The sequence below is a fragment of the Salinimicrobium sp. TIG7-5_MAKvit genome, from assembly GCF_049569215.1.
Lineage (GTDB): Bacteria > Bacteroidota > Bacteroidia > Flavobacteriales > Flavobacteriaceae > Salinimicrobium > Salinimicrobium profundisediminis.
Genome location: NZ_CP145903.1, coordinates 1,101,086 through 1,117,194 on the forward strand (window position 1 = coordinate 1,101,086; position 16,109 = coordinate 1,117,194).

Here is a 16,109-nt window from a genome sequence, read left to right on the forward strand (position 1 = left end):
ATAGAAAATATCTTTCTGGATGGCTGGTATATAAATCCCTTTGTTTTCCATTCTCAATGCCGTTACTGTGATGTAAAAGAAAGTACTCAATAATGAAATTTCCGTAAAACCATCGCTAAAGTGGTTAGATGGAAAACTTAGATGGGGCAATCTTTATTACTGAAGGAATTTCAAAATTAGGCTTCTCCCTCCCGTAATTGCCATTTTAAACACAACATTAATATGTACAAGCCGGCCACCGTTTCTAAACTTAGGTTAAGTAACCTTTCATTAGCTCATCTATCTATTAATTGCACTTCCTGTGCATTCATATTTTAATACCTTTGCAATGTGAAATTTTTCGCAGTCATATTATCCGTTTATTTCCTGGGGCTAAACTTTATACCCTGTGATGATACAGCCGTGTCTGAAAATCAGGATACTGTCTCCGTTAGTATGGAAATATACCAGGATCAGCCGGGAGACCAGCAGGGGACTTCTGATGACTGTCCTCCTTTTTGCCAGTGTCACTGCTGTCATATCCATTTGGTGAGAAGCACTCCCAGTGCCTTCGAAATTTTTGAACCAAAAATACCTTTTTTGACACCTTTGTTTGGAGAGCGTGTCGGCAAAGAAATTGCCTTTTCTCACTTTCAACCACCCCGCGTTTAATTCAACTTTTGTGATAGGATAATTATATCCTTACGCCATTGACTTCATTAATGGCCATCTCATCTATTTATGTTGAATTAAATTCTATTATTAATGATTAACAAAATTATAGCATTCTCTATAAACAATAAGTTTATAATAGGTTTGCTAACATTGGCACTTATTGGAGCCGGAGTATGGTCTATGATGACCGTAAACCTGGGTTCGGTTCCTGATATTACAAATAATCAGGTGCAGGTTATTACCCAATCTCCCAGCTTAGGTACTGAAGATATTGAACAGTTTGTCACTTATCCGGTCGAACTGGCAATGGGTAATCTTCCTGGGGTGACTGAATTACGGTCTATTTCCCGCTTCGGACTCTCGGTGGTAACTATCGTTTTTGAAGATGACATGGGCACTTATTTACCCCGACAGCTGGTTCAGGAAAAATTGACCGAACTGCAGGAAACCATTCCGGAAAACTTTGGTAGCCCATCGATGGGTCCAATTTCTACCGGGCTAGGACAGATTTATGAATATACCATTCAGCCGCAACCCGGTTTTGAGACGCAATATACTCCTGTTGAGCTTCGCAGTATTCAGGACTGGATTGTAAAAAGGCAGTTAACCCTGCTGGAAGGGGTTGTGGAAGTCAATTCGTTTGGTGGATCAATCAAGCAGTACGAAGTAGCCATCAACCCTGAAAAATTAAACGCGCTGGATGTAAGTATCTCTCAGGTGTATGAGGCCCTGGCCCGGAATAATGTAAATACCGGTGGAGCCTACATTGAGAGGAACAGAATGTCCAACTTCATTCGGGGAGAAGGCCTGATCCAGTCCTTAGATGACATCAGGAAAATAGTGGTTACCCATGAAAATAATACTCCTGTTACGATTGGAGATATAGCCGAAGAAGTGAATTTTGGAAGTCAGGTGCGTTATGGTGCTTTTACCCAGGATGGAGAGGAAGCTGTGGGGGGTATTATTATGATGCTGAAAGGTTCCAATCCTAATGCAGTGATACAGAATGTAAAAGACAGGATGGCAGAGGTGGAAGAATCCTTGCCGGAAGGACTTGAAATCAGGCCCATCATTGACAGAAGTATGCTAATTGGCAGAACAACCGATACTGTGACTAAAAACCTGTTGGAAGGAGCCTTAATTGTAATTTTTGCTTTGGTTTTTCTTCTTGGTAGCTTGCGCGGAGGTTTAATTACTGCTACCACCATTCCTCTTTCTCTGCTTTTTGCTTTTATTCTTATGAAGCAGTTTGGCGTTTGGGCAAACCTGATGAGCCTGGGTGCCATCGACTTCGGGATAATCATTGATGGTGCGGTTATTATCATAGAAGGTGCCGTTTATGAAATCCATAAAAGGATTAAAGCCGGAAAAGCCAAGTTTAATCAGACTGTAATGGACGAGGTAGCTTACGACTCCGGAAGCACTATGATGAGGTCGGCATTTTTTGGTCAAATTATTATCCTGATTGTGTTTGCACCTATTTTATTCCTTACCGGGGTGGAAGGCAAAATGTTCAAACCAATGGCTTACACTTTTGGTTTTGCAATGATAGGTGCCATCATCTTGTGCCTTACCTACGTTCCTATGATGACTGCATTATTTATGAAGCCGATTCAAAACAAGAAAAACTGGTATGGCAAGTTGGAGCGCTGGCTGGAAAAAGTTAGTGATAAAATCATTGGTGGTATCCATCGTGCCTACCTTCCGATTTTAAAAGTTTCCCTTCGCCTTAGAGCAGCGGTAATCATAGGATCTATTGTTTTATTAGGGGCTGCAGGTTATGTTTTTTCCACGATGGGGGGAGAATTTATTCCTCAGTTAGATGAAGGGGACATTGCCATGCAGGCTTTGATCAGACCCGGTAGTTCGCTGACTGAATCCATAGAAGTCTCCAAAAAAATAGAAACTTTGCTACTGGAAAACTTCCCTGAAATTGAAACGGTAACAGCCCGTATCGGGGTGGCCGATATTCCTACAGATCCCATGCCGATGGATATAGCAGACATGTATCTAATTCTCGATAAGGACAGGGACAAATGGGTATCTGCTGAAACCAAAGAGGAACTCATTGAACAAATCGAAGAACTACTCAATAAAAACCTTACCGGTGTCAACTTTGTTTTCACTCAGCCGGTAGAGCTGAGGTTTAATGAACTTCTGGAAGGGGTAAGAGAAGATATTGCAGTAAAGCTCTATGGGGAGGATTTAGAGGTACTTTCTACAAAGGTCCAGGAAATGGCAGAGATTATTCAAACCGTTCCCGGAGCCGGAGATGTGAATGCGGAAAGAACGTCTGGTCTCCCACAAATGACGGTGCGTTATAACCGGGATAAACTCGCTCAATACGATCTGGATATTCAAAAAATCAATGAGTACATAAGCACTGCATTTGCAGGCGGAGTAGCCGGGGTTGTTTTTGAAGGAGAAAGGCGTTTCGACCTGGTGGTTCGCTTTGATGAAGCACACCGACAAAGTATTGAAGATTTAAGAACTTTATACATTGATCTTGACGATGGTACTCAAATTCCTATCAATGAAATAGCCGATATACGTTATGTGCCCGGACCGATGCAGATATCACGTGACGACACCTATCGAAGAACTTATGTTGGGGTGAACACCCGGGGGCGCGATGTCGAGTCTGTTGTCAATGACATTCAGGCAAAACTGGATGCCGAACTGGATTTACCCCCGGGATACTACATTGAATATGGTGGAGAATTTGAAAATCTTCAAAGTGCAAAAAGCCGACTCTCCATTGTTGTTCCTATCGCCCTCTTCCTGATTTTTGTACTACTTTATTTTGCACTTAAATCTTTTTCGCAATCTATCATGATCTATATGGCCATCCCATTAGCTGCCATTGGGGGTATTTTTGCCCTCTGGCTTCGGGACATGCCTTTTAGTATTTCGGCAGGTGTAGGATTTATCGTGCTCTTTGGAGTTGCAGTATTAAACGGACTTGTGCTGGTGAATCGCTTCAATTCATTAAAAGAAGAAGGAGTAACAAGTATTAAGGATCGGATATTAATAGGTACCAAAGAACGAATCAGGCCGATCATGCTCACGGCTACAACCGATATTTTAGGGTTCATGCCTATGGCATTTTCCACATCAGCAGGAGCAGAGGTGCAGCAGCCATTAGCAACGGTGGTTATAGGTGGTATGCTCACAGCTACCCTCCTTACCCTGGTGGTGTTACCTGTGCTTTATACTTTAATAGAAAATATGAAAAACAGAAGAAGAAGTAGTAATAATAGTAATGGCTTTGCACCAGCTCCGGCAATATTGGTGGCATTGCTTTCTGTCGGAAGCCTTTTAGGTTTTAGCACCCGTGCAGGGGCACAGGAAAATAATTTTTTACAGAAAAATATTCCGGTGCAGTCTGAGACAGTTCAGCAGCAGGATTCACTACAAACCTTAACCTTAGAAGAGGCCCAGAAGCGGGCAATTGAAGTTTTTCCGAGAATAAGAGCCGCTGCCCTGGAGATAGAAAGTCAGCAGGCCTTAAAGAAAACGGCATGGGACTTTGGTAATACCCAGTTATTTACCGGTGCGGAAGAAATTAGTAGTGGTTCGGATAATACTGACCTCGGGGTTTATACACAAATTGGAGTTCAGCAACAGAATATTGACATCTTCGGAATTGCCCCGCGCCTGAAGTTGCAGAAAGAAAGAGTGGCCCTGGCAGAAGAAGCCCTTGATCTTTCCATTCTTGAAGTAGAACTGGAGGTAAGTCGGGCCTGGGCTTCGGTATATGCTGCTAAAAATGCATATGAAACACTGCGGAGCCTGGATTCCTCATTTACCGATATCGAAAGGGCTGCACAAATAAGGCTGGAAACAGAAACAATCTCAAGGTTGGAATATTTGGCCACCGTAAACCAGGGCAATGAGGTTGAAATTCAAAAAGAGCAGGCATACAGGGATTATCTTAAAGCCTTACAGCGATTCAACCTGTGGTTTGCCAGTGACACTCTTTATACGGTACCTAACGTTCCTGCCGAAGAGATTGATGAGCCCATTTCCGAATTATTACAACCTCTCGGCAATCATCCCCTCCTGGATGTATTTGAGCAACGAGTAGAAGTGGCTGATGCAACTTTTAAGGAAAGGCGGGCGCAGTTTCTTCCAAAATTTCAGGCGCAGTACGGTAGGCAGAAAATTGACGGCCAAACGGGCTTTTATCAATATCAGGTGGGCATCAGTATTCCCTTGTTCTTTGGACCTGAGCTAGGGAGAACACAATCTGCCAGATTAAATCGTGAGATAGCTGATGCAAATTTACAACAAACCCAACTGGAGCTTAAAACAGCTTACACCAGAGCGCGCGAGGAATACCTTAAATGGCTTAACTCCTGGAGATATTATCAGGAGGAGGCGCTTCCATTAGCCGTCGAACAGCGGGAAGGAGCAATCATTGCCTATAGGGAAGGAGCAATTGATTATGTCACTTTTCTACAAAATATAAGGGATGCTGTACGAATAGAGATTGATGCCTGGGAGGCATTAGCAAATTATCTCAACAGCCGCTCCCAACTTGAGTATTTTATGAACACTTCAGAATAAATCGGTACTAATAGCTAAAGAATAAAAAAATGAAAAAACATTTTATAAAATTGTTCACCCTATTTATTGCAACAAGCTTTTTTGTTGCTTGTAATAATGGAGGAGGCGAAGAAGGGGAAACTGCAGCTCAGGAAGAGCAGGCTCTAGAAGAAGGCGGTATGGGAGAAGTGCATCTCTCCGAACTCAAGTTTAATAGTCTGGGCATAAAAGTGGACACTCTGCCCACCCGTCCGCTTTCCGAGATAGTGGAAGCGACCGGGCAACTGGAAGTACCGCCACAATATGAGGCGACAGTAACTGCAATTTTAGGTGCCAACGTTACTTCTATTGAAGTTATTGAGGGCGATGAAGTTAGAAAAGGCCAAACCCTGGCGTATCTTTCCCACCCTAACCTCACAAGTTTACAGACTGATTATATGACAACTTACAGTCGTATGCAGAACCTGGAACAAGAATTTAATCGCCAGCAAAGGCTGTACGAACAGGAAGTTGGTTCGGGTAAATTATTTCAACAGGCACAGGCCGATTATCAGGTGGTACAGGCAGAGGTCAAGGGGTTGGAGTCACAGCTAAGACGGTTAAACCTAAATGTTACGTCGATACGAGAAGGAAATATTAATGAGAATATACCTGTGGTAAGTCCAATCCAGGGGAACATTGAAGATGTTAGTGTGAAGATAGGACAATATGTTGATCCTCAAACCGAGCTATTCGAAGTGATTAATACCGAACATGTACATGCCGATTTAATGGTATTTGCAAAAGATGTATACAAGATTAAAGAAGGGCAAAAAGTTTTACTTCAAATGGAATCCATACCAGGAAGATCTTATACTGCTGAGATATATTCCGTCGGTAAAAAGTTCGAGCAAAATCCCAAAGCTATTCACGTCCATGCAGAGATACAGGAGGAAACAGAAAACCTTGTTCCCGGTATGTATATCAACGGCAGGATTATTACAGGCACCGGTACGGAGGTGACGGCTTTGCCGGAGGAGGCCATTATTGAGGAAGAAGGAAAATTCTACATCTTCACCGCTGAAAAGCACGAGGAGAACGGGGAAACCGAATGGTCGTTTAAACCGGTGGAAGTGATCACAGGAGAAGAAAATGAAGGCTGGGTAGAAATTAAGTTACTGCAGCCTTTACCTGAAGATGCAAAGGTGGCGTGGAACAATGCTTATTACCTTATTGCAGAAATGAAGAAAGGGGAAACAGGTCATGACGATTAAACTATGAAAGCTATAGAAAAATTTTTAGAAGAGAAGCATGTGAGACCCACTGCTATGCGAATGCTTATATTCAAGTTTTTGGCACAGAAACAAGTGGCTGTAACATTAGCTGATATAGAGATAGCTTTTGAAAAAAGTGAAAGAACAACTATTTACCGTACCATTAAAACTTTTGAAAATAGCGGAATTGTTCACGTCATAGAAGATGGAAGTGGAGTATCTAAGTATGCACTTTGTGAGGCGGGCTGTAATTGTGAGCTCGACAGCGATCTTCATCTTCACTTTCACTGTGAAATTTGTAAAGAAACCCAATGTTTAACTGAAACTAAGATTCCGCATATTAACCTTCCGCCGGGTTTTACAGCAACTGACGCCAGTTTGGTAGTCAAAGGAACCTGTGACAAATGCAATAAGGAATAAGCATTTTTAAACTTTGCGATTCTAAAGCACATCCATCAGGAAAAAATGCACTTCCGTTGCAGGACTATATAGATTAATTTCGTTCCTGTAATTAATTATTAGATAGGAAAATGCCAGTTTTAATGGATTGGCTTTTTCTATTGAAAGACCTTTAATAAGAAGTTATGGCGAAAGACAAGGACTATAAAGACGCAGAATTACAAGATCCAACAATTACTTCTCCCAGAACGGCTGAAGAACCCGGACCAAAACCTGAAAAAGGTGAAGATAGCTGTTGTCCACCTCAGCATAATGGAGCAGGTAAAAATGAGGAAGAAAGATCTTCCTTTATTCCGACTATAGTAAGCTTGATACTTTTACTGTTTGGTATTGGGCTGGACTTTTTTGATGTGGAATGGTTTCAAGGATATCTGCGCTTAATTGTTTTTGGTGTTGCTTATGTTCTCGTTGGCGGGAAAGTTGTACAACATGCTGTGACCAACATCGCAAAAGGAAATATCTTCAATGAATTTTTTCTTATGACCATTGCCACTCTCGGGGCATTTTATATTGGAGAATATGCAGAAGGAGTTGCCGTAATGTTGTTTTACGTGATTGGAGAACATTTTCAGGAAGCAGCGGTTGCACGATCCCGTCGCTCAATAAAAGCTCTTATTGATAATCGTCCCGAGGAGGTTACATTGATCAAGAATGGACAAGTTTCAATTGTTAATCCGAAGAATGTGAACATTGGGGAAATCATCCAGATCAAACCCGGGGAGAAAGTAGCGCTTGACGGAGAAATGCTTAGTGAAAGCTCCTCCTTTAATACTGCCGCCCTTACAGGAGAATCAAAACCTGATACCAAGAAAAAAGGAGAGACAGTGCTTGCAGGGATGATAAACCTAGATAAGCTGGTTGAGCTAAAAGTAACTTCCGGTTATGAAGACAGTGCTTTATCAAAAATTCTCAAACTCGTTGAAGAAGCAGGTGGGAGGAAAGCAAAAACCCAAAAATTCATCACCCGCTTTGCAAAAATTTATACTCCGATCGTGGTTTTCTTCGCCATAGGTCTGGCGTTGCTGCCCTATTTCTTTGTCGACGCTTATATTTTTGAGGATTGGCTATACCGGGCCCTGGTATTTTTGGTGATCTCCTGTCCCTGTGCCCTGGTAATCTCCATTCCCCTGGGATATTTTGGAGGTATAGGCGCCGCTTCCCGCAACGGTCTTCTTTTTAAAGGCTCCAATTTTCTCGACCTCATTACAAAGGTAGATACCGTGGTAATGGACAAAACCGGAACACTCACTGAAGGAGTGTTTAAAGTACAGGAGGTAAAAGTCCAAAGTCTGGAAAAGGACCGGTTTTTGGCTCTGACAGCGGCATTGGAGAGCAAGTCCACCCATCCTATTGCTTCGGCAGTTGTAGAACACTCCGGGAACGCTTTCAAACAGCTGAAAGTGCAGAACGTAGAAGAAATTGCCGGACACGGATTAAAAGGAACGGTAGACGGGAAAGAACTTTTGGTCGGGAACGCGAAATTGTTGCGAAAGTTCAACATCTCCTATGCCCCGGAGATAGAGGAAATAGTGGAAACGATTGTTGTGGTAGCAATGGATGGTAAATATGAAGGTTACATAACTATTGCCGATCAAATTAAAGAAGATGCGGCGTTAGCCATAAAGCAACTTCGGGAGTATGGTATTGATAATATTGTAATGCTCTCTGGCGATAAAGATTCTATTGTTCAAAAAGTAGCGCGACAGTTAAAGATCGACAAAGCATACGGTGGACTACTGCCTCAGGACAAGGTGGCTAAGGTCGATGAACTAAAGAAACAGGGGAAAAAGGTGGCATTCGTAGGAGACGGTATAAATGATGCCCCGGTGATCACCTTAGCCGATGTAGGAATGGCCATGGGAGCCTTAGGCTCTGACGCAGCAATAGAGACCGCAGATGTGGTGATACAAACAGATCAGCCGGGCAAAATCGGCACGGCAATTAAGATCGGCAAAAAAACGCGACAGATTGTATGGCAGAATATTGGCCTTGCCTTTGGAGTAAAGGCACTGGTGCTAATTTTTGGCGCATTTGGGGTAGCATCTTTATGGGAAGCAGTTTTTGCTGACGTGGGAGTGGCATTCTTAGCCATTTTGAATGCTGTGAGACTACAAAGGATAAAATTCTAAAACCAGCGAAATGAAAAATCAGCACCGGAAAAAGGATTTAAAAATAGCCAGGAAAATTCAGGTTTATAATATTATTTATGATATTATAGAAGTCGTAGTTTCTTTAATTGCAGGATTTACCTCTGGAAGTGCAGCCCTTATTGGTTGGGGTCTGGATAGTGTAATTGAAGTTGTTTCTGCCAGTACTTTATGGTGGCGTCTAAATGGTGAAATAGAGGGAATTGAGGACAATAAAGTCAGGAAAAGGGAAAAAATCACTTTGTTTGTAATCGCAGGATCTTTTCTCCTTGTAAGTGGTTATATTACTTACGATTCAATCACCAAGTTGATAAATGAAAATACCCCCAACTGGAGCACCCTTGGAATAATTATTTTGTTGGTCTCTTTAGTGGTTAATCCTATTTTAATATACTACAAACGAAAGTACGGTAAAAAATTGGACAGCAAAGAATTGCTTGCCGATTCAAAAGACACCTTCATATGCCTTTACCAAACAGTGGCAGTATTAGGTGGTTTATTAGCTGTTCGATATTTAGGTTGGTGGTGGGCTGACCCTGTGGCGGCTCTTCTTATTGTACCATATGCCTTAAAAGAAGGTTGGGGGGCGTTTAAAAATGGAAGAAATATTAGTTCGGACACATGAATAGGTTGTTATTAGTTTATTTAGAGGCTTGATATTTTTTAAAATGAAGTTATGAGTTGTTGGTTATGGGTCTTAATATTAGGCACTATATTAAAAACTGTGTAAGTATTGAATAACGGGGTTTGTTAGCCCCGTTATTTTTTTAACCTTGCCTGCAAAATCCAGGCACTAATATTTACACATTGATGAAAAAAGAAGATCTATTCGATAATGAGTTTTTAAAACAGTTTAAATCCGGAGAAGAACTTAGCAGCTTTCTCAAGCAACTTCAAAAACGAGGATTAGAGAAAATGCTTGAAGGTGAACTTGATGGCCATCTGGATTACGACAAGAACCAAAAGTCTGGATCTGGAAATACCAGGAACGGTTATTCTCAGAAAAAGGTTCGCAGCTCTTACGGTGAAGACACTATAAAGGTTCCCCGCGACCGTGATGGCTCTTTTAATCCCATGATCGTTCCCAAACGAAAAAACATGGTGGACGGGATTGAAAATGTTATTGTATCACTATATGCAAAGGGAATGAGCAATAGCGATATTGAGGAGCAAATCTCTGAGGTGTATGGTTTTGATGTCTCTACTTCTACTATATCCAGAATTACAGACAGAATCAGCAATGATATCGTAGCCTGGCAAAATCGTCCTTTAGAGCCTGTGTATCTGATCGTTTGGATGGACGGAATCGTATTCAAGGTTCGAGAGAACTCTAAGGTAGTCAACAAAACCATTTACATAGCTGTAGGCCTTAGAAGAGATGGTAAAAAGGAAGTTCTTGGCCTTTGGTTGGGAAAGAATGAATCTGCCGCCTTCTGGATGAGCGTATTGACCGATATGAAAGCCCGGGGAGTTGAGGACATTTTAATCACTGCCACTGATAATCTCAATGGATTTACGGATACCATTAAGAATGTTTTTCCACAGTCTAAAACTCAAATCTGTGTGGTTCACCAGATCAGAAACGCCTGTAGGTATGTAGTTTGGAAAGATAAAAAAGCCTTTACCAAGGATATGAAGTTGATATACGATGCACCTACCAAACAAGCCGCAGAAGCTGCCTTGGAAGATTTTGCCACCAAATGGAACTCTAAGTATTCTTATGCGATAAAAAGCTGGAGGGACAACTGGGAAGACCTTACCGTCTTTTATGAGTTCCCGCTGGAGATAAGGCGAATCATTTACACCACCAATCTTATTGAGAACCTGAATGGTAAGATCAGAAAGTACACTAAAAACAAATTATCCTTCCCAACCGATGATGCTGTAATGAAATCTGTATATTTGGCTTTAAGGGAAGCAACCAAAAAATGGTCTATGCCCATTAGAAATTGGGGAATCGTCCTCAATCAGTTCTTGACTATATACGAAGAAAGGGTTCAACTTTAGATAAAAGTTAAACCCCTTTATTTAGAACTTACACACTTTACGGGATAGTGTCTAATATTACTTGCTGTTAGTATTAAAACCTTTGAATCAATTGTTCCTATTGACTTCTTGTTTACTAGAGATATGCTCGCTTGCATTGCCTTGACCGCCTTTTCTGAGGATTCTTTGATTTCTCTGGCACTGGTTATAGAGCGGATATTGCAACTGCCCATATTGGCCCTTCCATCTCAAGTGTTACTGAGAATAAGGAACAGTAGCAACAATCTATCTTAGCTTTTAGTTGTTTGCTACAGGCAATTATCGTTCTCCTAGTCAAAAAATTCCATATTCAGTATTTACTAAAGAGCAAGTATCTTATCTTTAGTACGTATAATCTCAAATCTTACAATTTTGATACATATACTTACAACAGGTGGCACCATCGAAGGGCTGGATTGTGATTTACCCTTACACTAAAGGATTATATAGAAAATCCATCAGATGATAAATTTTTCTCATTTACTCATTCCTTAGACATACTAAGAGAAAAGGTTGCCAAAGAACCTTTTGCGGTAGGGGGATATTACCTCTTCGCTGATTATACTATTCAAAAGGTCAGATATCTTTCAGTAATACTGCTTAGAAAAAAATCGGGGATAAACATTATTAAAAAGGAAGGGGCTTACGTTTTAGATAGTACTGAAAACATAAATATTGAGAAAATAGCGATGGGAGTTAGGCTTAACTTCAGTATCTACAATTCACAATCAGATGATCGTAATTATTTAGCTTTGATAACCACTCAACAAGACGGGGAAGTGTCAGGTTATTTTAAAGATTGGGTACTTGCAGCAGGCTTAATTAAGAATTCCGTAAATACTGAAAACATGATTAAGCTAATTAAAACAATTCCTTTACCAGTGGACGAAGAGGGCAAAGAACTTTTTATCTTTATGTTCCAATAAAAGTTCTTTTGCTTCCATTTCGAGTATTTCTGCAATCCGATATAAATCCTCCACACTGGGTTGGCGTCTGTTCTGGGCATAGGAATTCACCATATTATAGCTCTTCCCCAATTTTTCCGCCAACCATTTTTGATTGTGATTTTTTTCCTGCAAAACGGCTTTAATCCGGTTCATCTTATCAGAAGTTTACGAAAGTCCTAATTTATAAAATTTTCTTAAATATCTCATTGAATGAGTATATCGAATATCGTCAAATAACCTCCACGACTTTTGAATGGTAAGAAAATGGAGCAGATTATTTTTGGAAAATTTAATAAACCGGGCCACACCCAGTCCCGGATCTCATTTCCAAAAGAGGTTTGTCGAATTTGAAAGCAAATTATTGGGTACAGATATCACACACAGCACCTTTTGCAAAAGTAATTCTTGATTCCCCAGAGATTCAGGTATTATAAGATATACGCTTGAGGAATTTGATATTTTTTTTTACAGAAGATACAGCGCACACTTAAAAAAGAGATGTCTGAATTTCAATATCGGGGGTGAAGGTCCCTATAATCATAAACGGATTTTTTGATCGATAATGAAACGCCTTGGTAGTGCCCAAGTAGAGATGTAGATCTTTCTTGAGAGCGAAATAATCAAAATATTTTTCTTTTACTTTTTCAACTGCTATTGCTTCATTTCCTTCTGCGGCTGCCAATGTATTTCTGTAAAGCTGGCCTATCTCCCAATCTTCTATCATCATAGTACTGGAAACACCATTTACATCTTCAATTACATAAGAAAATTTATAAGGAAGTTTCTCTACAATTTCAAAGGGCAATTCTTCCATGTCAAAGAGATTACCCTGATCATTCAGGGCTTTTAACTGGGCAACTTTTTTCTTATCCCAATTTGAAGCAACTTTTTCAATTTTAAAATCGATTACTTTTGTTGGCTTGAAAACAGCCAATGAAGTACAAACATTTTTATCATGAGCTTCCGCTATTAGTTTCTTAATATCTGTATGGATATTATTGAATACAATTTGCTTTCTTTTAAACCAATTACCTTTTGTGTCAATTGTATTCAAGAGCGTAATAGGCGTATCAATAGTGACAGGAAACTTGCAGCCTTTCGGAAAGCCTTCTACCAGCCACTCTATAACTTATCGAGTGGATATATTCACTGAATCATTCACTAAATTTGAAAGAACAACAAGATCAATTTTATTTAATCGTCTTTGATATTATAAAGATATAAATTTAATTTTATTATCACGCAAGTGTGCAGGGTAACACAATAAGAACCAATCGAGATGATCGGAATTCATTCCCAGGCCATGATCACAATTAATTAATTTATAGGAAAATTACCTTTCATCTCATCGCAGAGACCCAGCATTTCCATTTTTGAGTCTAACATATATTACTGCAATACCTTTAAGGCTTTTTTCTGGATCGCGCCTAGGCTTTCATAGGTGTTGGCCTCTCATAATATACCACCGTATTGTATTAATTTTCTTAAATCTTTATAAGATGGATTTAATGTTTTGTTCTGATACTTTCCAAACTCTCCGTATTTTGAAATAAATTGATACCAAACATATTCCATCTTTAATTTTTCAGTAAATTCTTCAATAACTTCTTTTTTAGCATAGTATAGTTTTGAATTTTCCGTCCAAACAATTTTAGTTACTTTATCATTTTTTTGATTGTAGAAACATAAGTCATTAGGATTAAAATCTAACTTTAATAAATTAGAAAGTTCTGGGTTTAAAAACTCAAAATGCGGGTTCTCAAAACGATTAGTTGTCCAACTAGTCTGTAAGCTTCCCTTAAAACCGAACTGTTTAAAAGTATAATAACTCTTAATTTTAAACAGTATGAAAAAAAGTAAATTTTCCCCTCAGCAAATCTCTAAGATCCTCAAAGAATTCGATAACGGTAAAACAGCTGCCGAGATCAGTCGTGAATATGGTGTAAGCACCGCTGCTTTTTACAAATGGCGAGAACGTTTTAGCGGAATGAATGGCAAAGAGCTTAAGCGACTCAAAGAACTTGAGGAAGAGAATCGTCGACTCAAGCAAATGTATGCCACCCTTTCTTTGGATCATGAGATGGCTAAAGAGATCATCGAAAAAAAGCTCTAAAGCCTTGCCGTAAGCGAACCATAGCTAAAGAACTTGCTCATTACGGTATAAGCAGGGCGTGCCGTGTTTTAAAAATGAGCAAGAGTGTGTTTTATTATAAACCTCTCCCTAAAGATGATAAACCCATAGAAGAAGCCTTACAGCAAAAGGCAGAGAAGTATAGTGAGGAAGGTTTTTGGATGGCTTATGAGCGACTGCGTAAGGAAGGAAAGCCGTGGAACCATAAAAGAGTTTATCGTGTCTATAAAAACCTTGGCTTAAGCTTAAGGCGTAAAGTGAAGAAAAGATTACCAGCAAGAGTAAAAGAACCCTTAGAAGTACCTGAGACCCTTAATCATACCTGGAGTATGGATTTTGTGACAGATGTCCTGGATAATAAAAGAAGGTTTAGGGCCTTTACTATTATTGATGATTATAACCGGGAGGCACTTCACATAGAAGTAGATTTTTCCTTGCCCAGCAATAGAGTTATTTGGGTATTAAACCACCTAATTAATCGAAGAACAAAACCTCAGAAAATAAGAATGGACAATGGTCCTGAGTTTATTGCTAAAATAGCTTCAGAATGGAGTCAGATGCATGGAATCAACTTCAAATATATCCAACCAGGAAAACCTACACAGAATGCTTTTATTGAACGATTCAATGGAAGTTATAGAAGAGGAGTTTTAAATAAATACATTTTTGAAGATCTGGATCAGGTACGAGAACAAACACAGGTATGGATGGATGATTACAATAATCAAAGACCTCACGATGCATTAGGAAAAATGGCTCCAATAGAATATGCAGAATTTAATTCTCTAATAGCAACTACAGATAAAACCAAAAACAATAATTTTATATCATCAAGCAGTTCTAATTAGGGGGAGCTTACAAAAAAACTTCATCATCATAATGTGATGGAGTGTACAAGTCTGTATCAAATTTCTTTTGTAAATCTTCTATTCTCCTTTGAGAATACTTATTAATAAATTCAAAACCAATAAAATTCGTGTTGAAATAATGGTTAAAGACATCATTAAATTTGTCAAATTCTTGAGTTAGAAAATTAGTGAATGAGTCTTTGTTCCAATGGGAAATTTCGGTTAGCGGAGATAATACATTCAGTTCTTTTTTAAGTTTATTAAATGCATCTTCATTAAAACTATTTGGGGTGGATATTCCCGTGATGCTGACCCCCCGTTCAGGCCATACTGACCCCTCTAGAGATTTTGGTCAAAAAGATAAGTTAATGACAATATTACAGTTTTTTTCTAAGACTTTCCCCCTTAAGTTCTATTCGATGGGAAGTGTGTACCAGACGGTCTAAAATAGCATCGGCTATGGTAGCTTCTCCAATAATATCATACCAGCTTCCCACTGGTAATTGACTGGCAATAATGGTTGATGATTTTCCGTGCCTATCCTCAATGATTTCCATCAGATCCATTTGTTGTTTCTTGTCCAGATGAGCCAGACCAAAGTCATCCAGGATCAATAGGTTGGCCTTAGCCAGTTTATCAAAGAACTTCAGGAAGCTTCCATCAATACGGGCCATTTTGGTTTTCATCAGTAATTTCTGTGTATTGAAGTACAGTACCTTATTTCCCTGGCTACAGGCCTGGTGTCCTAAAGCCGAGGCAAGGAAGCTTTTGCCGCAGCCTGTGGCCCCGGTAATTAATACCGATTCCCCTTTTTCCAAGTATGTTCCGGTAGCCAGTTCGGTGATCTGGTCTTTATTGATTCCCCTGGCGGTTTCCAGGTTTAATTCCTCTATGGTAGCCTGGTAACGGAACTGGGCACTTTTCTTCAGGCGTTCAAAACGCCGGTGAGTACGTTCTTCGGCTTCAGCCTGTAACAATACTTCCAAGCCTTCCCCCAGGGATAGCTCGTGGTGTTGACGGGTTTCTATCATAGCTTTCCAGCTTCGGTGCATTCCCCCAAGCCGGAGTTGTGATAATTGGTTTTCAATGGTGTTCAT

At 40.0% G+C, this 16,109-nt stretch carries 11 protein-coding genes and 1 pseudogene; 9 read left to right on the top strand and 3 right to left on the bottom strand.

Annotation, left to right across the window (positions count from 1 at the left end):
- The first annotated feature begins 330 nt into the window (after positions 1-330).
- The 8 genes and pseudogenes from V5739_RS04995 to V5739_RS05030 form a co-directional block, all read left to right on the top strand.
- Positions 331-651 carry a DUF6660 family protein gene (locus V5739_RS04995; RefSeq protein WP_311686710.1) on the top strand — a complete coding sequence of 107 codons (321 nt, stop codon included), beginning with the start codon at positions 331-333 and terminating at the stop codon, positions 649-651.
- A 93-nt stretch (positions 652-744) separates the two neighbouring features.
- The gene (locus V5739_RS05000) at positions 745-5,223 is read left to right on the top strand and encodes a CusA/CzcA family heavy metal efflux RND transporter (protein ID WP_423819882.1); all 4,479 of its coding nucleotides are present in this window, start codon (positions 745-747) and stop codon (positions 5,221-5,223) included.
- A 29-nt stretch (positions 5,224-5,252) separates the two neighbouring features.
- Positions 5,253-6,455: an efflux RND transporter periplasmic adaptor subunit gene (locus V5739_RS05005; protein WP_311499744.1), complete on the top strand. Its 1,203-nt coding sequence runs from the start codon at positions 5,253-5,255 to the stop codon at positions 6,453-6,455.
- A gap of 3 nt (positions 6,456-6,458) precedes the next feature.
- Positions 6,459-6,875 (top strand): Fur family transcriptional regulator, encoded by a 417-nt coding sequence (locus V5739_RS05010; protein WP_189602851.1) that lies wholly within the window; start codon positions 6,459-6,461, stop codon positions 6,873-6,875.
- Positions 6,876-7,039: 164 nt separating this feature from the next.
- Positions 7,040-9,043 (top strand): heavy metal translocating P-type ATPase, encoded by a 2,004-nt coding sequence (locus V5739_RS05015; protein ID WP_423819883.1) that lies wholly within the window; start codon positions 7,040-7,042, stop codon positions 9,041-9,043.
- 10 nt (positions 9,044-9,053) lie between these two features.
- Positions 9,054-9,686, top strand: coding sequence for a cation diffusion facilitator family transporter (locus V5739_RS05020; RefSeq protein WP_189602849.1), 633 nt, complete (start codon positions 9,054-9,056; stop codon positions 9,684-9,686).
- 185 nt (positions 9,687-9,871) lie between these two features.
- Complete coding sequence (locus V5739_RS05025) at positions 9,872-11,068, top strand: IS256 family transposase (RefSeq protein ID WP_423819884.1); 1,197 nt, start codon at positions 9,872-9,874, stop codon at positions 11,066-11,068.
- Positions 11,069-11,529: 461 nt separating this feature from the next.
- Positions 11,530-12,012: pseudogene (locus V5739_RS05030) on the top strand (nucleoid-associated protein); the annotation flags it as partial.
- On the opposite strand, the gene V5739_RS05035 reads toward V5739_RS05030, so the two are convergent.
- A complete protein-coding gene (locus tag V5739_RS05035; RefSeq protein ID WP_423819885.1) occupies positions 11,962-12,186 on the bottom strand; it encodes a helix-turn-helix domain-containing protein in 225 nt (74 codons plus the stop codon). The pseudogene V5739_RS05030 and the gene V5739_RS05035 sit on opposite strands and share 51 nt — an antisense overlap.
- Positions 12,187-12,520: 334 nt before the next feature.
- Positions 12,521-13,087, bottom strand: a complete 567-nt coding sequence (locus V5739_RS05040) for a hypothetical protein (protein ID WP_423819886.1) — start codon at positions 13,085-13,087, stop codon at positions 12,521-12,523.
- Positions 13,088-13,879: 792 nt separating this feature from the next.
- Here V5739_RS05040 and V5739_RS05045 point away from each other — a divergent pair.
- A protein-coding gene (locus tag V5739_RS05045) for an IS3 family transposase (protein ID WP_423818085.1) occupies positions 13,880-15,012 on the top strand; the annotation gives its coding sequence in 2 pieces (ribosomal slippage) (positions 13,880-14,141 and positions 14,141-15,012; 1,134 coding nt in all).
- 377 nt (positions 15,013-15,389) lie between these two features.
- Here V5739_RS05045 and istB read toward each other — a convergent pair.
- A complete protein-coding gene (gene istB / locus V5739_RS05050; RefSeq protein ID WP_423819161.1) occupies positions 15,390-16,109 on the bottom strand; it encodes an IS21-like element helper ATPase IstB in 720 nt (239 codons plus the stop codon).

What these genes read in the sequence shown, in the direction of transcription:
- V5739_RS05000 (WP_423819882.1), top strand. Translation starts at nt 745, where the DNA reads ATGATTAACAAAATTATAGCATTCTCTATAAACAATAAGTTTATAATA.
- V5739_RS05005 (WP_311499744.1), top strand. Translation starts at nt 5,253, where the DNA reads ATGAAAAAACATTTTATAAAATTGTTCACCCTATTTATTGCAACAAGC.
- V5739_RS05010 (WP_189602851.1), top strand. Translation starts at nt 6,459, where the DNA reads ATGAAAGCTATAGAAAAATTTTTAGAAGAGAAGCATGTGAGACCCACT.
- V5739_RS05015 (WP_423819883.1), top strand. Translation starts at nt 7,040, where the DNA reads ATGGCGAAAGACAAGGACTATAAAGACGCAGAATTACAAGATCCAACA.
- V5739_RS05020 (WP_189602849.1), top strand. Translation starts at nt 9,054, where the DNA reads ATGAAAAATCAGCACCGGAAAAAGGATTTAAAAATAGCCAGGAAAATT.
- V5739_RS05025 (WP_423819884.1), top strand. Translation starts at nt 9,872, where the DNA reads ATGAAAAAAGAAGATCTATTCGATAATGAGTTTTTAAAACAGTTTAAA.
- V5739_RS05035 (WP_423819885.1), bottom strand. Translation starts at nt 12,186, where the DNA reads ATGAACCGGATTAAAGCCGTTTTGCAGGAAAAAAATCACAATCAAAAA.
- istB (WP_423819161.1), bottom strand. Translation starts at nt 16,109, where the DNA reads ATGAACACCATTGAAAACCAATTATCACAACTCCGGCTTGGGGGAATG.